A 20108-nucleotide genomic window follows, 5' to 3' on the forward strand; every position below is an offset into this window, starting at 1 on the left:
TTCGATGGGGCGGGTCGGGGCGTCGCGCGAGGTCTCAACGGCGGCCCAGGGTCAGGTCGACGGCGCCGATGAGGCTCTCGCCCAGGCCCTTCTGGCGGATCGCCTCGACGTCCATCCGGCAGGCGAGGAGAGCGTCGATGATCTCGGGGTCCCACTGCACGCCCCGGCCCTTCATGAGGATCTCGTCGATCTGCCGGGGCGAGAGCCGCTTGCGATAGGGACGGTTGCTGGACATGGCGTCGAACGAGTCGGCGACGGCCAGGATCCGGGCTTCGAACGGGATCTCGTCGCCTTCGAGGTGGTCCGGGTAGCCCGTGCCGTCGAGGCTCTCGTGGTGGTGGCGGACTCCCGGCAGGATGTGCCGGAGCTTCCGCAGGTCCTGGAGGATCGTCACGCCGATCTCGACGTGCTCCTGGATCCGGCGGTACTCCTGGGGGGTGAGCGGGCCCCCCTTCTTGAGCACCTCGTCGTCGATGCCGATCTTGCCGATGTCGTGCAGGAGGCCCGCCAGGTACAGGTCGCTGCGCTTCTGCGACGGCATCCCCAGCTCCTGGCCCAGCCGGACCGCGATGCGGGCGACCCGCTCGGAGTGGCCCGAGGTGTAGGGGTCCTTGGCGTCGATGGCCGCGGTCAGGGCGCGGATGATCCCGAAGAGCAGGTCCTTCAGGTCGGCGTAGATCCGGGCGTTGTGGGCCTGGGTGGCGATCAGCGAGGCGACGTACTGCGCCCGCTCGACCTCCAGCGGCCCGAGGGGCCGGCCGGGCGGCGGGTTGACGATGATCAGGGCGCCCGACGTGCCGGCGGCCACCACGGCGAACCGCCGGACCGAGGCCGGGGCGTGCGCCCTCGCCGCGGCGTCGGGGTCGTCGGCGACCACGACGGGCTCGCGGCCGAGCGCCGTCGCCATCAGGCGGCAGGCCGCGACGGTTAGCCCCGCGACCTCGCCGCTGACGACCACGTCCTCCAGCTCCTCGGTCGGGATCCACGCGGTGGCCTCCACCCCCAGCGAGGCTCGGAGGACGTTGGTCGCCAGCGTCTGGAACCGCAAGGGGGCGTCGGAGATCTTCAGCCGCCGGATCAGGCGGCCGATCACGATGTGCTCGCCCTCGTCGCAGGACGCCTCGACCCCGGGATCGCTGGCGGCCCCGTCGGCCTTCGCAAGGTCGTCGTCCGGATTCCCTCCCGGCTCCTGCCCCGGCCCTTTCGGGCCGGCCCACTGCGTCTGCTCGGAGCCTACCGGAAGCATGATCAGTCCTCCCCCTCGCCCGTCGCTCATGCCCAGGAATGGGCGCTTCAACGTCGTCATTACCAATCTAGGACACGTCCCGGGGACGCGTCGGGAAAGACCCGAGGCCTGATGTCGGGACGCCACACCTAGTGGACACGGGCCGCTTCCCGGCCTAGCGAGTTGGATGGAGGCTCGCACCGACGAGCGCCGGGAACCCGAGGGCGAGGTTGAGACGCGCATGGCCGAAGATCGCTCGAACGACCCCCTGTTCGCCGACTGGGACATCGAGTCCGACCGTTCGCTGGAATCGTTCCGGCCGACGCCGCCGGCCGTCCGGCATCGCCCGCGAGACGGCGACCGGCCGTCGAAGTCGGCGTCGCCGCGCGGCTCGGACCCGGATACGTGCGTTTTCTATGGCCGAGACCGCGAGGAGGGCTCCACCGAGGCCGCATCCTCGCCCGCGCGGGGGGAGTTGCCCCGTCCCGGCGACGAGGTCGGCGGCTTCCGCCTGATCGCCGAGCTGGGCCGCGGCGCCTTCGCCCGCGTCTTCCTGGCCGAGGAGGCGAGCCTGGGCGGCCGGCCGGTCGCGCTGAAGGTCTCGGCGGCCGAGGGGGACGAGCCCCAGCTCCTGGCGAGGCTGCAGCACGCCCACATCGTCCCGGTCCACTCGGTCCGCGACGACCCGGCGACGGGCCTCCGCCTGCTCTGCATGCCGTACCTGGGGGGGGCGAACCTGGCGCAGGTGCTGGAGGAGGCGTGGGCCCTTCGCGGCGTCGACGCCAAGGATCCCAGCCTGGTCGAAGCCCTCGATCAGCTCTCGCGCCGCCTACCGCCGCTGGCCGCCGAGAGCCTGGCGGCGGGCCGGCGGCCGTCACGGTCGCGGTCGCGCGACGGCCGCTCGCTGCGGCTCGACCCTCCCGCGAACATCACCCCCTCCGCGTCACCGTCGGCCGGCTCGGGCCCCGAGCGACCCTCTCGGCGGTTCTCGCCGCTGCGTTGGATGCTGGAACGCCCGGACGCCCCAGCGGCGAGCCCGACGGTCGACGCCGAGGACGACATGCTGCCGTCGCGTCGGTTCCTCCGCCGGGCCGACGCGGTGCGGGCCGCGGTCTGGGTGGTCGCCCGGCTGGCCGAGGGGCTCGAACACGCCCATTCCCGGGGGCTGCTCCATCGCGACCTGAAGCCGTCGAACGTCCTGATCGCGGCCGACGGAACGCCGATGCTTCTGGACTTCAACCTCTCGGTCGAAACCCCCGCGTGCGAGGAGGGCGCCGACGCCTCGATCGAGCGGGCGACGCTCGGCGGCACGCTGCCCTACATGGCGCCCGAGCATCTCGACGCCCTGGACCCCCAGGGGAGCGCCCGTCCCGAGGCCGTCGACGAGCGGTCCGACCTCTATTCGCTGGGCCTGATCCTCTTCGAGATGATCGCGGGCGAGCCCGCCTACCCGAGCCCGACGACCCTCGGCGGCCCGCTCCAGGCGCTCCGACGGATGCTCGCCGGGCGGCGGCTCGCCCCCCCTTCGCTCCGCCGTCACGTCCCCGACGTCCCGCCCAGCCTCGACGCGCTGGTGACGAAGTGCCTCGACCCCGACCCGGGCAAGCGGCACCGCTCGGCGGGCGATCTCGCCGAGGACCTGCGCCGGTTCCTCGACGACCTGCCGATGAAGCACGGCCCGGAACCGAGCCTCGTCGAGCGGGGCCGGAAATGGGCGAGGCGGCACCCCGCGGCCTGCTCCTCGACTTCGACCGCCGTGGGGGCCGTGATCCTGATCGGGCTGGTGCTGCTGGGCTCGATGCAGGTTTTCGAGGCGATGCAAGGGCTGCACGCCCGGCTGAAGCTCCGCAAGTTCCAGCGCGACGCGATGGAATGTCAGTTCCTCCTCAACACCTTCGGCGACGACGACGCGCGGATCCGGCGCGGGATCGACCTGGCGGCGTCGACGCTCGCGGCCGCGGGCGTCGACGAGTCGAGCCCCGCCGCGCGCGGCCTGGGGGGGGCCTGGATCGGCCGGCTCGCGGAGTCGGAACGCAGCGACGTGCGGCGCTCGATCGTCGAGCTGATCCTCCAGGATGCGCACGCCCGGGTCGTGCTGGCGGGCCGGGGCCGCGACGAGGCGAAACGTCGCGAGGCGATGGAAGCGGCCGTCGCGAGGCTCGACCGCCTGGCGGACGGCGGCGAGGACGTCCCGTCGATCCTCTTCCGCCGCCGCTCCCGCTACCGGGCGGCCCTCGGCGACGCGAACGGCGCGGCCGCCGACCAGGCGGAGGCCTCGGCACGGCCGCCGGCGACCGGCAACGACTGGACGGCGCTGGGGATGTTCCACCTGACGAACGGCGAGGTCGCCGCCGCCGAGCCGGCCCTGCGAGAGGCGATCGCGATCGACGTGACGTCGTTCTGGGCCTGGTTCGCGCTCGGGCATTGCCACTACGAGCAAGGGAGGTTCGGCGAGGCGGTCGGCGACTTCACCGCCTGCGTGGTCGCCCGCCCCGACTTCGCCTGGGGCCACTTCAATAGGGGCCTGACGCTGGCCCGCGCGGGGAGGCCGCGCGACGCCCTCGACGCCTACGACCGGGCGCTCGCCCTCGACCCCGACTTCGCCGAGGCTCGTGTCGACCGCGGCCTGGTCGAGCTGGAGCTGGACCTGCCGGCTCGGGCCGAGGACGACCTCCGCATCGCCCTGGCCCGGTCGCGTCGCGAGCCGCGGGTGCCGGCTGCGCTCGGCGACGCCCTCGCCCGCCAGGGGAAGGCGGCCGAGGCCGAACGCCTCTTCGACGACCTGCTCGCCCGTTCGCCCCGCGACGCGGGCCTTCGCGCGGCCCGGGGCGTCGTCCGGCTCCGGACCGATCTCGAAGCGGCCGCCGACGATTTCAACGCCGTCCTGGCCGAGGATCCCCGCCACCCCCTCGCCCACTACGGGCTGGCCCGCGTGCTCCGGGGCCGCGACCGGGCCGCCGCCCTGGCCCACCTGGACCAGGCCCTGCAAGCCGACCCCGAGATGTACGACGCCGTCGAATTGCGGGCGCTCGAACGGGCCCGCGGCGGCGACCGCGGCGCGCGGGACGACGTCGACCGGCTCGTCGCGAACCCCACGGCCAACCGCCTCTACAACGCCGCCTGCGCCCTGGCGATCCTGGGAGACGCGGCCCGCGCGGTCGAGCTGCTGGAGCGATCTCTCCTCTCCGGCTTCCCGGCCACGACCGCGGCCGCCGATCCCGACCTCGCGAGCCTTCGCGAGCGAGCCGACTACCAGGCCGCGCTGGAGCGGCCGGCCGTCGCGCGCTGATCGCCTCAGGAGGCCGAGCCGTCGCGCCGGCCGATGAGCAGGCTGAGGGGACGTTCGAGGCCGTGGGCTTCCAGGAGCGTCTCGTCGTCGAGGATCCGGCGCGAGGGGCCGTCGGCGACGACCCGGCCGGCGTCCAGGAGGATGGTCCGGGGGCAGACCTCCAGCACCATCTCCAGGTCGTGAGTGGCGATCACCTTGGTGGCGGCGAGCGAGGCGATCAGTCGCAGGAAGCGGCGTCGTCCGCGGGGGTCGAGGTTGGCGGTCGGCTCGTCGAGGGCCAGCACCGACGGCCGGCAGGCGAGCACCCCGGCCAGGCAGACGCGCTTCCGCTCGCCGAAGCTGAGGCGGTGCGGCGCCCGGTCGGCGGCGTCGGCGAGGTCCACCCGCTCCAGGCATTCGAGGGCCAGCCTTCGCGCCTCGTCGGCGGCCAGGCCGAGGTTGAGGGGGCCGAAGGCGACGTCTTCGAGCACGGTCGTCGAGAAGAGCTGATCGTCGGGGTCCTGGAACAGCAGGCCGACCTTGCGACGCACTTGGACGGCGTCGTGCGCCGCGTCCAGGCCGTCGATCCAGACGGCCGGAGCCGATCGACGTCCGCTCCACCTTCGGCCGGGCAGCAGGCCGTTGAGGTGCAGCAGGAGGGTGCTCTTGCCCGCCCCGTTGGGGCCCACCAGGGCCGTCGACTCGCCGGGAGCGATCTCCAGGGAGACCCCGTCGAGCGCGCGGCGGCCGTCGGGATAGTCGTACGTCAGGCCGCTCAGGCGGACGGCCGGCGGGGGCGTTTCGGCGTCGGTCGTCGCCACGGGTCAGTCGTCCAGGGTCCGCAGGGTGCCGTCCCATCCCCTCGCCGTCATCGCCGCGAAGACCCGCTCCTCGCGCTCCATCGCCCGGAACAGGAGGACGCCGATCAGGCTGGCGAGCGTCCCGAAGCCTGGCCCGAACCGCCGGAAGCTGCGGGCGCGGCGGGCGGTCGTCATGCGGTCGAGTTCGTCGTGGAGGACGAAGAGGTAGCGGTACATCAGCCCTAGGGTCGTCACCAGCGCGGCGGGCATGCCCAGCCGCCGCATCGCGACCAGGAGCTTCGTCCAGGGCGTGGCGTGCGCCAGGACCATCATCATGACGAACGCCAGGCTGCTGCGGGCGAGGAGGTCCAGGACGACGAGCCCTCGGCCCATCCCCGTCCGGGCCGCCAGACCGTCGGCCCGCAAAAATGCGAGGAAGCCCACGACGGCCGCGAAGCCCAGCCAGCGCAGGAGCAGTCGGAGCGGCGGGATCCTAACGGCGACCGCGACGGCGACGAGCAGGGCCGCGAGCACGCCCAGCAGCCGCCAGGATCCCGGCGGCGCGGCGACCACGGCCACGACGTAGGCGACGGCCGCCACGAGCTTCACCCGCGCATCGAGGCGATGGAGCGGGCCGTCAGGCGGCATCGACGAGCATCCTCTCCGCGTCGGCGTCCCGGCTCGCGAAGACCCGGGCCATCGACCAGGCGAAGGCGAAGACGACCAGCGTCCCGACGAGCCCGGCGGCTGCCGTGGCCGTCTTCACCTGGTCAAACGGCGTGAGGGCCGTCGGCAGCGGGGCCTGGTAATCGGGCATGGGAGCCTGGACGATCGGGGGCGCCTCGGCGTCGGGCAAGAACCCGAACTTCGCGCCCACGAATTCCAGGCCGTCGGGCGCGTCCCAGGCGAACGGCGAGGCGAAGACCGCGACTCCCAGGGCGATCCCCAGCCCCGCGACGGCCGTCGCCGCCCACCGCGTCGGCCGGCCGGCCGGCGCCTCCGCCTCGTCCTCGATCAATTCGGGGCGCGTCAGCAGGACGAACCGCACCACCAGGCCGGTGATCAGGGCCTCGCCCACGCCGATCGCCGCGTGGACCAGCGCCATCCAGCTCAGGATCCGGAAGAAGCCCTCGCGGCCCGCCCCGGCGGCCAGCTCGATCGAGAACGCGCCGGCGGCGAGCAGGACGGAGAACCAGGCCGCGATCATGGAGCCGATCAAGATCCCCCGCCTCCCTCCCAGGGCTCGCCGGATCGGGGCGTAGACGGCGTATCCGCCCACCGAGCCGATCAGGCCCATGTTGAGGAAGTTCGCGCCCAGGGCCGTGACGCCGCCGTCCTGGAAGAGCAGGCACTGGACGATCAGGACCGCCGCGATCACGACGGCCCCCGCCCACGGCCCCAGGATCACCGCCGACAGCACGCCCCCGAGCAGGTGGCCGGAGACGCCGGGTCCGACGGGGAAGTTGACCATCTGGGCCGCGAAGACGAACGCCGCCGTCATCCCCATCAGCGAGGTCGCCCGTTCTCCATGACGCTCTTCGACGCGACGCAGGCCGTAGGCCAGGCCCGCCGCCCCGATCGCCATGGTCGCGATCGACGCCCTGGGATCGATCAACACGTCCGGAATGTGCATGGCGGGTCCTGGTTCGGTCCGGCCCGGGTCGGCCCGGCCCCCCGAGGGGCGGCGGCGCGAGCGGCACCCGGAGATCATAAACCACGGTATGGCGTTCGGTCAAAACATCATACCGCGGCGGGCGAGGCCGGCGAAGGGCCGCCTCACCGGCCGCCGAGGCTCGCCGAAGGATTCGCGGCGGGACAGGCCGGGAGGTTGGCGAGGCTGTGCTGGAACTTGTCGCGGACCTGGGAGAAGGCGTCGTCGTAGAGCATCTTCTCGGCCTCGTCGACGCGGTCCTGGCTCAGGGCCAGCCGGCCGGCGAGGTACGACGGCAGGCCGGGCACGGGGACGATGGTGCGGGCGTGGGGCGTGGTCTTGAAGATCTCCCTCCCGCGGTCGTGGAGGGCGAGCTGGACTTCGATGCGCGACAGGCGGTTCTGCGTCCCCAGATACGTCCCCTCCTGCGACTCGCGAATCGCGTAGCCGAACCGATAAGGCGGATTCGACCAGAGGTCGCGCCATCGGGCCGTCGCCGGTGGGGCGAGGTAGCCCTTGGACCGGAGCGCCTCGACGATCATGGCCTGGAAGGCCCGCTCGTAGCCGGCGGGCGTCCCCAGGATGTAGGCCCCGGGGACGACGTCGATCGCAACCCCGCGACGGTCCACCAGGTTCGCCGCGATGGTGCGGAAACGCTCCAGGGCGAGGCCCCGGTCGGGCTGCGAAAGGTGGCCGGCCAGGTCGGCTCCTTCTCCGCAAAGAGCGAGGGCCGCGGTGGGATTCGGCTCTCGCGCCGCCCGGGCGGCCAGGTCGTCGATCCAGAGTTGAAGGGTCTCGACGAACCGCGCCTCCACGTCCTTGCGCACCGGGGCCAGGTCGCGGTCGGCGCCGACCCGGGCGACGAGATTCAGCCAGTCGCCCAGGGACTGCGAGTCCCGACCGTCGCTCTTCAGCTTCCCGAGGACCTGGTGCACATCGCGCCGGGCGAGGCCGCGACGTCGTTCTCGGATCGCCTCCGGCGCCTCGACGGGCACGTCGGTGGTGGGGGCGACCTCGAGCGCGGAGTCGAGGTCGATCAGGGCCAGGTCGAGCCGGCCCTCGGCCTCGTGCGCCTTCGACGAGGCGATCAGCCGCTCGATCGCCCGCGTCCGCCCGGCGCGCTCGCCTCGGATCAGCGTCTGGATGGCGGCCGTCGCGATGATCCCCATCAGGGCGAGGGCGACCCCCCACCAGGCCCAGGGGACCCATCGCGGCCGCTCGAACCGTTTACGCCGCCACGCCCCGTCGACGCGTGGCAGGAAGGGGACCTCGAGCAGGCTGTTGCAGAACTCGCACCGCACCTGCCGGCCGGGGCCGGCGCGTCTGACCTTGACGGTCTGGCCGCACTCCGGACAGGCGAATTCGCCGTCCATGTCAGGTGGGTCTCTCCAGGTTGGGCGGGACGAAACGAAGCGCGTCGTTTCATTCTACACCAACCCGGACGCGATGGGCGAGTCAGACCACGGGCTGGCCCGTGCAATGAGTCATGATCCAGGTGTCGACGTCGGAGAGCATGTCCGAGTTGAGGCGGTGATTGCAGGGGTAGGACTGGAAGGCGACCCGCAAGCCCCCGGCCCGCAAGGTGGCGACGTCGCGACGGGCGCGGTGGAGGGGGACGCGGGCGTTCCAGGCGCCGTGGACGGCCAGGACGGGGAAGTCGCGGCAGGCGTGGAACCGGGAGAGCGGCCGGAACCCGGAGGGCAACCAGCCGTTGATCGCGACGACGCCGGCGAACCGCTCCGGGAAGCTCAGGCCGAGGCGATAGGCCGCGGCCGCACCCTCGCCGCAGCCGACCAGGAAGATCCGCTCGGAGTGTACGTGCATCAGGCTGCGGATCTCGCGGACGCCGGCGAAGACCCCTTCTTCCAGCCGCATCATCGAGTCGAGCTCGGGCTCACGCATGGCGCGGCGGAACCGATCGCCCTCGCTGAGGATCGGGACGTTGCGGAAGCTGCTCCGCTCGGGGATTTCGAATTCCGGGCCCCACGAATATCCAACCGGGCGATCATGCTTGAAGACCGTCGCCGGCCCTCGCAGGCCGAGGCCGACGTAGTTGCGTCGGCTCAGGGCCGGCATCGCCCGGATGAGTTGATCCTCGTCGGCCCCCTTGCCGTGGAGCAGGACCAGGAGCGGGTATGCATAGTTGGGTTCATACTGCCGCGGCACGAAGCGGGAGTCGACGAGCGCCGCCGTCCGCGGAGTCGTCGAAGAACCCTGGGCGTCTGTCCGGTCCTGGGCCATCGTAAAATCCTCAGTGAGCAAGACTTCAGGGAATGCGGTCGATGCCGAAGACCCTGGGCGGAGACCGGACGGCGGGCCTGGCGACACCCTCCCACGATGAAGGAGGGAGTGGACCAGGCAAGCATAGCCGCGATCTTACCGCTCTTCAACAAACCGCCTAACTATTTTCCATTTTGTCTCAAGTTTCCCGGATTGCGATCCGAAGGACCGCCGAATCCGTGGAATCTGCTAGGGTTGTGTCGATTGCCGCTCGTCCGGCGGATGGGCGGCCTGCGTAAAGACCGGGGTTGGCGAAGGCTCGATCGATCAGGCCTCAAAAGAGGTTGTCGAAGAAGTTGGTCACGGACTTCGGGAAGACGTTGAGGGACTGATTGCTGCTGGTCTTGGGGGGTGGACGCCGGAACAGCTTCTTGCTGGGGGCGGCCTGGCCGTTCTGGGTGGCGGCCGCCGCCTGGGCCAACTTCTGCGCCTTCTGATACTTCGCCATGCTCGGCCGGTTGACCGTCAGGAGGACTTCCGGGGCCGGCGTGTTCGGCACGAAGGTCGTACCGTCGCTGCCCAGGAGGCGGAGCGAGACCGGGGCCGAGGTCGCCGTGTTGTTGTTCTTGAAGGTCTCGTTGAGCCCGTTCTCCGGGTCGGCGATGGCGACGATCTTGGCCGTCCCGATCCCGTCGAGGAGGATCCCCGAAGGCAGCCGGCTGGGGAGGGAGACGGTCTGGGAGATCGCCTGGACGTACCCCGGCGCGAGGCCCGGCACGATGACGTCGCTCAGGAAGATGGTGCGGGTGGTGTTGCCGCTGGGGCCGACCAGCATGAAGCGGACGCGGAACGGGCCCGGGTCGACGGTCCCCATGTTCTGCACGGTCGTGCTGACGTCGAAGTTCCCGCCCCAGACCAGGTCGCCCGTCGACGGCGCGACGGTCCCCACCGCGAGGTCGGGCAGGTTCGTCTGGATCGGCGTGGTGGCGACGTCCGCGGGCAGGGAGATGCCGACGGCCGCCTGGTCGATCCCCGTCCCGCCGATCGCGTAGTGCGGACCCACCGGGTTGGTGAGGAAATCGGCGTCGGGCAGGATCGTGATGGTGAACTGGCTGTAGCCCGCCAGCAGCACGGGCGGGATCGCCGGCAGCGCGATCGACTTCTCGACGTTCACCGTCTGCCAGGGCTGGATCGTCGGAACGTTGATGCTGCCGATCGTGACGTCCGAGCCGGTCCCCTGGGCGATCCCCGCCGGCGTCAGCACGATCTGGGCCCGGGTCGCGGGGGCCGCGCCGTAGGACTTGTTGGTGATCTGGCTCGTCACCGCGAGATTATTGCCCCAGGTGGCCGTACCCGGGTAGACGCCCACCGACGCCGCGATCAACTGGGCGGGCTGCGAGGGGGCGATCTGGATGATCGCCTGGTCGTACCCCGGCCCGATCCCGCTGTCGTTGCGCTCGTTGGACTCGGCGACCTGCTTCTGCGAGTCGACCTTCAGCCCCACCTGGAGGAGGCCGGACGTGCCCAGGCCGGGGACCGGGTTGGCCGGCAGCTTGACGTCGGTGGTGAACGGGATGGACTGGCCGGCGGCGAGGCCGTTGGGGATCGTCACCTCGCCCAGGTAGACCGAATAGCGGCCGATGGTCGACCGGCTGCCGGCGTAGATCGCCACGTTGAAGGGGCCGGCGGCGTTGCCGTCCCCCTGGTTGGTGATCTGGCCGGTGGCGGTGACCGTATCGCCCCAGTCGGCGTCCTGGACCATGACCAGCGAGGAGCCCACGAGGTCGGGCAAGGCTTGCCCCGTCGCGGAGAGGACTTCGCGCTTCTCGAGGGAGTCGAATCGCAAGATGATCGGCCCGCGCCCCCAGGCGCGGCGACGTCCCTCGGAGCGTCGCTTGTCGGACATGCTCGTCCTCCTCCTTGAGAAGCATTCGGCGAGGCCGTACCCCGCACGGGTCGGCGGCCCCTTCGCCGTCGACCGGCCCCCTCATCTTGACTGGCGACGGGGAGGGGGCGATCCGGCTGATTCGAACTGAACCCATCCTGGGCTTCCGGGCAAAATAGCCGCGTCGCCGATCCCGGTCAAGGCGAGTCGCGGAGGAGCGTGGTCTTCTTAACGACGCCGCGCATCGCCGGGCGAGGCCGAGGCGCGACCGTCCGTCGCGCCTCGGCCCGGGCGGGAGCGGTCAATCCCTGGGGCCGACCCGATAGGCGATCGCCCGTCGCACGGCCGGGGGCATCGGCGCGTCCTCGCCTTTGACGGCGTGCCAGAGGATCTCGTTCAGCTCGAAGTCGTCGACCTTGTCGTATTCGCTGAAATCCATCTTCGACGAACGCTCCGCGCCGTAGGCGACCGCGGTGTTCCTGGCTTCGAGGTCGATGCGCGCCGGCTCGTGCTGATAAGGGGTGAGGTCGGCCGCGTCGGTGAAGCTGCTGAACATGGGGGTGGCCGCGGCGTCGAACTGGCTCAGGGGGGGAAGGCCGAGGATCAACTCCATCGTCCGGATCATGCCGACCGTGCCGTACTGGGTGCTGTCGAGGGAGCCCCGCTTGGTGTAGGGGCTGACGACCAGCCCCACGGTGCGGTGGGCGTCGACGTGGTCGGGGCCGTTCTGGGCGTCGTCCTCGATGACGAAGATGGCGGTCTCGGGCCAGAGCTTGCTCTTGCTGACGGCGTCGACGATCCGCCCCAGCGCCAGGTCGTTGCTCGCCACGCAGGCCGCGGGGGTGAACGTGCCGGGGGTGGTGCCCGTGGTGTGGTCCTCTCCCAGGCTCATCACGATGAAACGCGGCATCGTCCCGTTCTTCTCGAACTCGCGGTATTCCTTGAGGAAGACCTCGGCGTCCTGCGTGTCGCGGGGGTCGAGGCCGTATTCGGGGCAGACGTGGCCGACCAGGCCCGGCACGCGTCCTTCCATCTTCGTCCGGCCCTCGCCGGTGCTGACGCGCTTGCCGTATTCGCCGTAGCTCCGATACGAGAGGCCGGCCCGGGCGCACGCGTCCCACAGGTAGCCGGACGGGGCCCTGGCCAGGTCGTCATCGTCGTCGTCGATGCCGGTGCGTCGCGAGTACGTCAGGGCCCAGTTCCGGGCGATGTAGTCGGTGTTGTACGCCATCGTCGACCAGGGGTGGCCGTCGGCGGAGACGTGGCCGTTGCAGTAAAGGTTGTCGAGCTGAACGAACTCGCGGGCCAGCTTGTGGTGGTTGGGGGTCACTTGCTCGCCGAAGAGCGTCAGGGCGGGATCGCCGTTCCCGCGGGGCATGTCGCCGAGGACCTGGTCGTAGGTCCGGTTCTCCTTGATGATGTAGATCACGTACTTGATCGGCGAAGGGTCGCCGACCTTCGTCGGGATCGCCGTCTTGACGTCCGAGGGCGACCCGGCCAATCGCGCGTCCGAGTAGGGGCAGTTGCGATAGACGGTCGCGGTGTACTCGGCCAGCTTGGCGTCGTCCGGGACGGGGACGATCGTGAGCGCCCCCGAGAGCGTCGTGCCGATGTACGGGAACTTGCGAAGCTCCTTCACGACGTCGGAGGGGAGGTCGACCTTCTCCTTGGTGATGATCTCTTCGATGCGCCTGCGGTCGGCCTCGCTGGGGGGGTTGGGGCGGGTCTGGTTCCCCTTGCCGACGCCGACGAGCAGCCGGCCGCCGTCGGGCGTGACGGCGAGCGAGGTCGGATACCAGCCGGTCGGGATGAACCCCTTGACCTGGCTCCGGGCGGGGACGCGGACGTCGATCACGGCGACGCAGTTGTTGTCGGCGTTGGCGACGAACAGCGTCTCGCCGTCGGGCGCGACGGCCAGGGCGTCGGGGGTGCTCCCCTCGGGGGCCAGGGGGAAGAGCGAGGTGACGATGGTCTCGATCACCACCCCCCGCAGCGCGTCGATCACGGAGACGCTGTTGCTGGAGGCGTTGGCCACGAAGATGCGGTCGTCCTTGGGGTGGGCCGCGATCTGGTTGGGGTGCTCGCCGACCGGGATCCGGGCCGCGACCCGCAGGTCGGCCGGGTCGAGGGCCAGGACGGCCCGGCTCGCCCAGTCCGACACGTAGACCTGGCGGCCGTTGCGGCCGAAGGCCACGTCGTAGGGTCGCGCGCCGGCCGGCGCGGTGATCGGCTTGCGGCCGTCCCCGGCGTCGACGGGGGTCGCCGTGATCGTGCCCGCGGCGACGTCCAGGCTGTAGAGGGTCCGCCCGGCCGGGTCGAGCGCCAGGCCGCTCCGGAAGTGCTTGGGGGGCGCCGGCTCGCCCTTGGCCTTCGCTTTGGCCTTGGCCTGGCCCGGCGCGGGGGTCGGCTCGGGCTCGCTCGTCCGGATCAGCTTGTCCCCGTTCAGGTCGAACGTGTGGAGGAGGCCCGATCCGCCGCCGGACCACCAGACCTTGCCCGCCTTAGGCTCCAGGGCCAGGCCGAACCAGCTCTGGCGCACGGTCTCGGCGGCGACCACGGCCCGGGTCTCCAGGTCGATCAGCGAGAGGTTGTGGGTGTTGAACCCGCTCGTGGCCGCGAGGGCGTGCCGGCCGTCGGCCAGGGGGATGATGTTCAGCGGGAGGTCCGTCAGCTCGACGTGATCGCCGGCCGGCGTCAGCGTCCAGCCGTTGGGCAGCAGGAACCCCTTCTCGGTGGGGCCGGCGTAGCGCGCCGGCGCCGGGGCCGGGGCGGCCTCCTTCGCCGCCGTCGGCTCCTGGGCGCGGGCCAGGAAGAGGCTCGTCGAGACGACGCCCGACGTGATGACCGAGACCGCGCCGATTTTTCGCCAGATCATGAGAGTCGAGTCCCCCTGAGCGGTCGGTCGTCCGTCGCAGGGCGGGGCCCGTCCGCGGGCCAGCCCGAGCGACCGTGATGGTCAGTAAGAGTCGCCGCCGACGACCTCGCCCGAGGCGATGGTCCCGAGGGCGCGCCAGGTCTCGCCGTTCACGGCGTCCCTGATGAATCGGACGCTGCCGTCGCCGAAGAGGCCCTCGACGCCTCCCGGATGGTAGCTGCGGGCGGTGACCGCCGAATAGGTGGGGCCCCCCTTCTTCTCGCGCTGGCCGACCAGGTCGAGATCGGGCCGAGGCGAGGCCGAGTAGCCGGGCGTGCGGAAGTTCGGAGGCCATGCGGTCGTGACGCCGGTCTGGTGCGACTGGCCGTCGCTCCACTCGGTGTGACCGCGGTTGAGCTGGCACGAGCCGCCGGCGTACTCGGGGGCCACGGTCATGGGGGCGGCGTTCGGGGGCGGGATCGAGTCGGGCCGGTTGATGTTCGCCAGGCCTCCGCAGTCGCGGAGGAGCGGTTGCTTGGCCTTGCCCTCCGAAGCGATGAGCGTCTGGCTGAGGCCGTCGCGGAACTCGGCCAGCCGCCGGCTCGCGTTGGGACCGAAAGCCGATCGGTTGACGGGTCCCGTGAATCCCCCCCAGACCAGCCAGTCTCCCATCACGAACCCGTACGTCCCGACGACCCCCGATTCCCCGGGGACCGGCGACGAGTCGACCTCGCTCGGGCAGATGAACATGTCGACCCGCTGGGTCGAGACGGTCAGGTTGACGGCCGATTCGCCCGAGAAATCGAAGTTGATGGCGTTGTACATCGCCCCCTGCTCCAGCAAGGGGAGGATCCGTCCCTGGACGCTCCAGCCGAGCCACATCGCGACCGTGGAGCCCGACCCTCGAAGGACGCAGGTGGGCGGGAATGCGCCCGCGATGCTCTCGTAGTTGTGGACCCCCAGCCCCAACTGCTTCAGGTTGTTCGTGCATTGCATCCTCCGAGCCGCCTCGCGGGCGGCCTGGACGGCCGGCAGCAGGAGCGCGATCAGGACCGCGATGATGGCGATCACCACCAGCAGCTCGATCAGCGTGAAGCCGCGATTGATGGGGCGTTTCATGGGGCGGGTCGTCCTGGCGGGATTCGGGCGTTCGGCCGGGCGGCTCGAGTTCGGCCGCAAGTATCGAGAGGCCCCCGGTGGAACGCAAATGAAACTTGCGTGTAGGCGGGTCGGCCCGTCGCCGCGGGCCCCGAGGTCGGGGCCGATCGCGTCGCCCCGGCGCTCGCGACCGACCAACGTCGCAGGGCCACGCCCGGCAAGCAGTTCGGGGCCGTCGGGGCCGGTCGTCCGGGCGACCGCCGCCCCGGGCGCGAGGAGGGCCTCGACGCATCGGCCGCGTTGTGATACCTGTGGTTGAGGGCGAGGCGTCGACGACGCCGGAGACCGGAGCGGGTCGGAAGTCAGGAGTCGAGGTTGACGGAGCAGCTGATCGGACAACTCGGGTACATCGGGATCGCCCTGATCCTGGTGCTGGGGGGCTTCGGCCTGCCGATCCCGGAGGAGGCCCCCGTCCTGCTGGCGGCGATCCTCACCCGCAACGGCAAGATGTGGGGGCCGCTGGCCTTCGCGGCGTGCATGATCGGCGTCCTGCTCGGCGACTTCCTCGTCTATCTGCTGGGATACCGATTCGGCGAGCGGGTCCTCAGCAACCGCTTCACGCGGCGGCTCTTGACGAAGCCGCGCGAGGCCCAGATCAAGGGCTACTTCCACCGCCACGGCTTCAAGATCCTGATCCTGGGCCGGTTCGCGGTCGGCTTCCGGACGGCCGCCTACCTGACGGCCGGCATCCTCAAGCTGCCCCCGCTCAAGCTCCTGGTGATCGACGTGCTCGCCGCGCTCCTGAGCACCAGCCTGATGTTCGCGCTCGGCTACCTGTTCGCCGACCAGATCGAGAAGGGGCTCCACGAGGCCCAGCAGTGGGTGGCGATCGCGATCGCGGCGGGGGTCGCGGTCTGGCTGATCCATCGCTATTACAAGGCGCACCTCCGGGCCGGCCTCCCCGTCGGCCCGCCCGTCCTCGACTCGGACGACCTCCCCCTGCCCTTCGACGACCTCCGGACGAAGCCGGATCCCGCGGACGCCGCGCGACGTGAAGCCGTCGCGACGTCGCCGCCCCCCTCCCCCCCGGCCCCTGCGGCGGACCGTGGCGAGCCGCCGGCGACGCCGACGTATCCCGCCGACCCGGCCCCGCGGCCCTCGCCGCTCGACGCCCCGCTGGAGAGCGAATCCCACCCCCTCAGCCGCGCCTGAAGCCGTGCTCGGAGCGCTCGCGAAGGGCGTCCAAGATAAGCATGCGTCCGGTCGTCACGGGGCCCGATCCGGGCGCCTAAAGTCGTGTTGACCGCATGGTGTGATCCTGGTAGGTTCCGCCTTCGTCTCCGACGGCCAGTCTCGAGACGACGTCGCCGGGACCACGGCCCGCCTCAGTGAGAGGCGAGTCGCGGCGGGGATCGCCGAATCGATCCCTCCCGACCCGCTTCGACCCGACGGCGGCACGCGGGTACCGCCCGGAGACGTTCTCCGGTCGGCGAGTTACGGATCGACTCGCACGAGGCCGCTCGTGATGCGACGAGCGGCCTGGATCAACCCTGGAAGATCGACTCGAATGAACAAGATTACTCTCGCTCTCGCCATGGGGGCTGGTCTCGTGCTGAGCGCGGCCGCCCCGACCGCCCACGCCACCCCGATCGTGCAGCAGCTCGACGCCCCCGACATCTCGGCCTCGGCGTTCAACAGCCTGTTCAAGCCGATCGCCGAGGCCCCGCCGATCACGGCGGAGTACCGGTTCATCAACACGCCGCTCACCGGCGTGGTGCAGTCGCAGGTCCTCGAAGGGACCGGCGCCTACGCGGGCGTCTACGCCTACGCCTACCAGTTCGGCGTCAAGAACGTCACCGATTCGAGCGGCGAGCCGACCTCGGTCAACAGCGCCTCGCTCCAGTTCAACGCGACGCCCACCCGGGCCGACCTGCTCGGCACCGGCGGCCCCGGCAGCGCCGTGTTCGTCGTCAAGGACGGCACGGTCGGCGGCCTGAGCCTGCCCGCCGCCTCGCCCGGCAGCGTCGTCCAGGCCCCCAGCTCGATCGCCTGGCTCCCGGGCGACAAGACCGGCGCCCTGACCTTCCAGTACCTGGACGCCACCAAGAGCACCGACCCGCTCGGAGCCGGCGCCACCAGCGGCACCATCGTCGTGCTGACCACGGAGAAGTGGACCAACAAGCTGGTCAGCCTCCAGAACGCCAACCCCCAGATCGTGTACCCCTCGGCCTACGCCTCCGAAGGCGGGCCGATCCAGGAGGTCCCGGTCCCCGAGCCGTCGACGGTCCTCGCCTGGGCCGGCATGATCGCCGCCGCCGGCGTCGTCCAGCGCCGCCGCAGCCGCCGCGCCGTCTGACGCGACGACGGCCTCGCGACGAGATCCAGGAGCCCCTCGCCCCGTCCCCCCGGACGTGCGAGGGGCTTCGCCGTTTCGAACCGATCGGCGATCGCGTATAATGATCGGTCCCGCGGGTCGACCCCGCGGCGGCGAGAGCGTCCAGCCCCATGAACCTCCCCCCCATCGCCAGGGTCCGCCGGACCTTCGACCAGCCCGAGGTCCAGGACCTCGCCGGGACCATCGCCCGCGGCGTGGTCTCGAGCGCCCTCGTGGCCCGGGTCCCGGCCGGCGGGCGGGTCGCGATCACCGTCGGCAGCCGGGGTCTCGCCGAGCTTCCGACGATCGTCAAGGCGACGGTCGACGCCGTCCGCGGCCTCGGATTCCGACCCTTCGTCGTCGCCGCGATGGGGAGTCACGGCGGCGGCACGGCCGACGGCCAGCGCGCCCTCTTGGCCGAGCTGGGCGTGACCGAGCGCAGCGCCGGCTGCCCCGTCCGCTGCGAGATGGACACCGTCGTCCTGGGGACCAACGCGTTCGGCCTGCCGATCCACTTCGACGCCAACGCCTACGACGCCGACGGCATCATCCTCCTGAACCGGATCAAGCCCCACACCTCGTTCACCGGCCGCTACGAGAGCGGCCTGCTGAAGATGCTGGCCATCGGCCTGGGTAAGCGGCAGGGGGCCGCCCAGGTCCACAAGCTCGGCTTGCCCGGTTTAATCAAGCTGCTGCCCGAAGTCGGTACATTGTTACTGAAGCGAACCCCCGTCGCGCTTGGTTTGGCGATCCTCGAAAACGCCGCCGACCGCGTGGCGCGGGTCGAAGTCCTGGAGCCGGAGGAGATCCTGGACGTCGAGCCGGCCCTTCTCGAAGAAGCGCGGAGGCTTATGCCGGGGCTGCCGTTCGGTCAGCTCGACGTCCTGGTCGTCGGCGAGCTGGGCAAGAACTACAGCGGCACCGGGATGGACCCGGGCGTGATCGGCCGGCTCCGCGTCGAGACGATGCCCGACCACCCGTCGCCGGTGATCACCCGGCTGGCCGTGCTGGACGTCTCGGAGGAGTCGTGCGGCAATGCGCTCGGGGTCGGTTTCGCGGACCTGACGACCGAGCGGCTCGTCCGCGCGATCGACCCGACGCCCATGCGGGTGAACAGCTTCACCAGCAACTTCCTGGCGCGCGCCCGCGTCCCCCTTGCCTTAGCGACTGACCACGACGTCCTGGCCGCCTGCCTGGACACCTGCTGGCGGATCGACCCGGCCGAGGCGAGGCTCGTCCTGATCCCCAACACCCTGGAGCTGACGACGCTCTGGGTGACCCGCTCGCTGGCCGGGGACGTCGAGCGCCATCCCGAGCTGGCCATCGAGACCGACTTCCTCCCGATCCCGCTCGACGGTGAGGGCCGACTCGATCAGGAACGCCTCTTCCCCGAGAGCATCCGGGCCCGTCGAACGCGAGTCCGCTAACTCCGAGAGGCCCCGCCGTCCGTGTCGCCGCGTCGGGCGGCGCCGCGGGGCGGGCGTGTCGCGGGCGAAGTCGTCGGCGCGGCCCCCCGCGTGGGCGGGACCTCGGGCGGAGCCGCCAGGACGGGCGGGTCCAGGTCGTCGAGCTGGCCCAGGGTCTCCCAGCCGTCGGCCGGCGACCAGAGGTGGCCGTCCCACGTCCTCGCGTACACGGAGCGGTCGCTGCGGACGGCGACGATCGCGAACCCCTTCCGTGCCGCCGGGGCGATTGCGACGGCGACGGCCTCGCGACCGCCGAGCGATTCCCACCGGGCTTCGGCCTTCGGGTCGTCGCCGAGCCGCGCGAGGGCGACGACGCCCCTCTCGCCGATCGAGGCCAGGATCAGCTCGCCGGCCTCGGTCCGCTCGGCCGCGAGCGGGCCGGCGGACTTATTGCCGAGCGGCTGCCAGCGGCCCTTCGAGGAGCCCTCGCGGTCGCCGGCGAGCGGTAGGCGGTGGATCGAGCCGTCCTCGATCAGGGCGAACAGGTCGATGTGGTCGGTCCCCGATCGGATCGCCGCGACGTCGCCGCGGAACCGGCCCCCGAGGTCGGCCCAGCGCGCGGCGGAGTCGTCGGGGCGCGAGCGGTCCCACCAGGCGTGCGTCACGTTTCCTTCGGGGGCCGTCGCGAACAGGTCGACGCGGCCCGTGGCGAACAGGGTGATGGAGTCGGGCGCGTGGTTGACCGTCAGGACCGGCGAGCCGAACGGGAGGACGACCACGCTGCCGTCGCGGATGTCGGCCTCGCCGTCCTCCGGGTATCGAAAAGAAGCCAGCAGCGTGGCGGGGTCGAGCCCGTAGGCGGCGAGCTGGAAGACCATCTCGCCGCTGCCGGCGGGATCGCCGTCGTTCCAGGCCCGCATCTCGTTGATGAAGAGGACCCTCGACCGCCTCCCGGTGTAGAACCGTCCGGTCACGACGGCGAGGTCCCCCTGGAGGACGGTGGAGGTCGCTGTCAATCGGTAGCGAAGCTGTGTGTCCTGCGGCAGGCCGTCGACCCGCATCTGATGGGAGCTTTGGGGCGGGGTGAACAGCGGGAACCGCACGGCCACGAGGTTTTCGGGCGTCATGTCGGCCGCGGGGCCTCGCGGCGTGAAGCGGAAGATCTCGAGCAGGGGGACGGCGTCGAAGACGGTCTCGAACGCGAAGTCGGCCGACGTCGGGTTCGCCGTCGAGCCGACGAGGTCGATCCGCTGCCTGAGCGAGAAGGCGTCGACGTCTGCGAGCGCTCTGCGGATCTGCCCCGGGCTTGGCGGCATGACGAACGCTC

At 71.4% G+C, this 20108-nt stretch carries 14 protein-coding genes; 4 read left to right on the top strand and 10 right to left on the bottom strand.

The window, feature by feature from the left end; all coding sequences use genetic code 11:
- Positions 1 to 34: 34 nt before the first annotated feature.
- On the bottom strand, positions 35 to 1246 hold the full coding sequence (locus PZE19_RS17915) for an HD-GYP domain-containing protein (RefSeq protein WP_277861999.1): 1212 nt from the start codon (positions 1244 to 1246) through the stop codon (positions 35 to 37).
- Positions 1247 to 1466: 220 nt separating this feature from the next.
- On the opposite strand from PZE19_RS17915, the gene PZE19_RS17920 reads away from it, so the two are divergent.
- Positions 1467 to 4514: a protein kinase domain-containing protein gene (locus PZE19_RS17920; protein ID WP_277862000.1), complete on the top strand. Its 3048-nt coding sequence runs from the start codon at positions 1467 to 1469 to the stop codon at positions 4512 to 4514.
- Positions 4515 to 4519: 5 nt separating this feature from the next.
- Here PZE19_RS17920 and PZE19_RS17925 read toward each other — a convergent pair whose 3' ends face one another.
- The 8 genes from PZE19_RS17925 to PZE19_RS17960 form a co-directional block, all read right to left on the bottom strand.
- A complete protein-coding gene (locus PZE19_RS17925) occupies positions 4520 to 5314 on the bottom strand; it encodes an energy-coupling factor ABC transporter ATP-binding protein (RefSeq protein ID WP_277862001.1) in 795 nt (264 codons plus the stop codon).
- Positions 5315 to 5317: 3 nt separating this feature from the next.
- On the bottom strand, positions 5318 to 5941 hold the full coding sequence (locus PZE19_RS17930) for an energy-coupling factor transporter transmembrane component T family protein (RefSeq protein WP_277862002.1): 624 nt from the start codon (positions 5939 to 5941) through the stop codon (positions 5318 to 5320).
- Positions 5931 to 6926 carry an energy-coupling factor ABC transporter permease gene (locus PZE19_RS17935; protein WP_277862003.1) on the bottom strand — a complete coding sequence of 332 codons (996 nt, stop codon included), beginning with the start codon at positions 6924 to 6926 and terminating at the stop codon, positions 5931 to 5933. The genes PZE19_RS17930 and PZE19_RS17935 overlap by 11 nt, the downstream gene beginning before the upstream one ends.
- 143 nt (positions 6927 to 7069) lie before the next feature.
- The gene (locus tag PZE19_RS17940) at positions 7070 to 8317 is read right to left on the bottom strand and encodes a paraquat-inducible protein A (protein WP_277862004.1); all 1248 of its coding nucleotides are present in this window, start codon (positions 8315 to 8317) and stop codon (positions 7070 to 7072) included.
- An 82-nt stretch (positions 8318 to 8399) separates the two neighbouring features.
- The gene (locus PZE19_RS17945; protein WP_277862005.1) at positions 8400 to 9185 is read right to left on the bottom strand and encodes an alpha/beta hydrolase; all 786 of its coding nucleotides are present in this window, start codon (positions 9183 to 9185) and stop codon (positions 8400 to 8402) included.
- A 313-nt stretch (positions 9186 to 9498) separates the two neighbouring features.
- The gene (locus PZE19_RS17950; protein ID WP_277862006.1) at positions 9499 to 11070 is read right to left on the bottom strand and encodes a CARDB domain-containing protein; all 1572 of its coding nucleotides are present in this window, start codon (positions 11068 to 11070) and stop codon (positions 9499 to 9501) included.
- 280 nt (positions 11071 to 11350) lie between these two features.
- Positions 11351 to 13924 (bottom strand): bifunctional YncE family protein/alkaline phosphatase family protein, encoded by a 2574-nt coding sequence (locus PZE19_RS17955; RefSeq protein ID WP_277862007.1) that lies wholly within the window; start codon positions 13922 to 13924, stop codon positions 11351 to 11353.
- 81 nt (positions 13925 to 14005) lie between these two features.
- Positions 14006 to 15022, bottom strand: coding sequence for a DUF1559 domain-containing protein (locus PZE19_RS17960; RefSeq protein WP_277862008.1), 1017 nt, complete (start codon positions 15020 to 15022; stop codon positions 14006 to 14008).
- Positions 15023 to 15376: 354 nt separating this feature from the next.
- Between PZE19_RS17960 and PZE19_RS17965 the strand changes: the two genes are divergently transcribed.
- From PZE19_RS17965 to PZE19_RS17975, 3 genes are all read left to right on the top strand, one after another.
- Positions 15377 to 16213: a DedA family protein gene (locus PZE19_RS17965; protein WP_277862009.1), complete on the top strand. Its 837-nt coding sequence runs from the start codon at positions 15377 to 15379 to the stop codon at positions 16211 to 16213.
- A 355-nt stretch (positions 16214 to 16568) separates the two neighbouring features.
- Entirely contained in the window at positions 16569 to 17357 is a 789-nt protein-coding gene (locus PZE19_RS17970; RefSeq protein WP_277862010.1) for a hypothetical protein, read from the top strand.
- 149 nt (positions 17358 to 17506) lie between these two features.
- A complete protein-coding gene (locus tag PZE19_RS17975) occupies positions 17507 to 18802 on the top strand; it encodes a nickel pincer cofactor-dependent isomerase, group 22 (protein WP_277862011.1) in 1296 nt (431 codons plus the stop codon).
- On the opposite strand, the gene PZE19_RS17980 is transcribed toward PZE19_RS17975, so the two are convergent.
- The gene (locus PZE19_RS17980) at positions 18799 to 20097 is read right to left on the bottom strand and encodes a PLL family lectin (protein ID WP_277862012.1); all 1299 of its coding nucleotides are present in this window, start codon (positions 20095 to 20097) and stop codon (positions 18799 to 18801) included. The two genes, PZE19_RS17975 and PZE19_RS17980, sit on opposite strands and share 4 nt — an antisense overlap.
- Positions 20098 to 20108: the final 11 nt, after the last annotated feature.

The organism is Paludisphaera mucosa, assembly GCF_029589435.1.
GTDB lineage: Bacteria > Planctomycetota > Planctomycetia > Isosphaerales > Isosphaeraceae > Paludisphaera > Paludisphaera mucosa.

Bases quoted from the DNA above. Each gene is read 5' to 3' on its own strand.
- PZE19_RS17915 (WP_277861999.1), bottom strand. From the start codon at position 1,246: ATGCTTCCGGTAGGCTCCGAGCAGACGCAGTGGGCCGGCCCGAAAGGG.
- PZE19_RS17920 (WP_277862000.1), top strand. From the start codon at position 1,467: ATGGCCGAAGATCGCTCGAACGACCCCCTGTTCGCCGACTGGGACATC.
- PZE19_RS17930 (WP_277862002.1), bottom strand. From the start codon at position 5,941: ATGCCGCCTGACGGCCCGCTCCATCGCCTCGATGCGCGGGTGAAGCTC.
- PZE19_RS17935 (WP_277862003.1), bottom strand. From the start codon at position 6,926: ATGCACATTCCGGACGTGTTGATCGATCCCAGGGCGTCGATCGCGACC.
- PZE19_RS17940 (WP_277862004.1), bottom strand. From the start codon at position 8,317: ATGGACGGCGAATTCGCCTGTCCGGAGTGCGGCCAGACCGTCAAGGTC.
- PZE19_RS17945 (WP_277862005.1), bottom strand. From the start codon at position 9,185: ATGGCCCAGGACCGGACAGACGCCCAGGGTTCTTCGACGACTCCGCGG.
- PZE19_RS17950 (WP_277862006.1), bottom strand. From the start codon at position 11,070: ATGTCCGACAAGCGACGCTCCGAGGGACGTCGCCGCGCCTGGGGGCGC.
- PZE19_RS17955 (WP_277862007.1), bottom strand. From the start codon at position 13,924: ATGATCTGGCGAAAAATCGGCGCGGTCTCGGTCATCACGTCGGGCGTC.
- PZE19_RS17960 (WP_277862008.1), bottom strand. From the start codon at position 15,022: ATGAAACGCCCCATCAATCGCGGCTTCACGCTGATCGAGCTGCTGGTG.
- PZE19_RS17970 (WP_277862010.1), top strand. From the start codon at position 16,569: ATGAACAAGATTACTCTCGCTCTCGCCATGGGGGCTGGTCTCGTGCTG.
- PZE19_RS17975 (WP_277862011.1), top strand. From the start codon at position 17,507: ATGAACCTCCCCCCCATCGCCAGGGTCCGCCGGACCTTCGACCAGCCC.
- PZE19_RS17980 (WP_277862012.1), bottom strand. From the start codon at position 20,097: ATGCCGCCAAGCCCGGGGCAGATCCGCAGAGCGCTCGCAGACGTCGAC.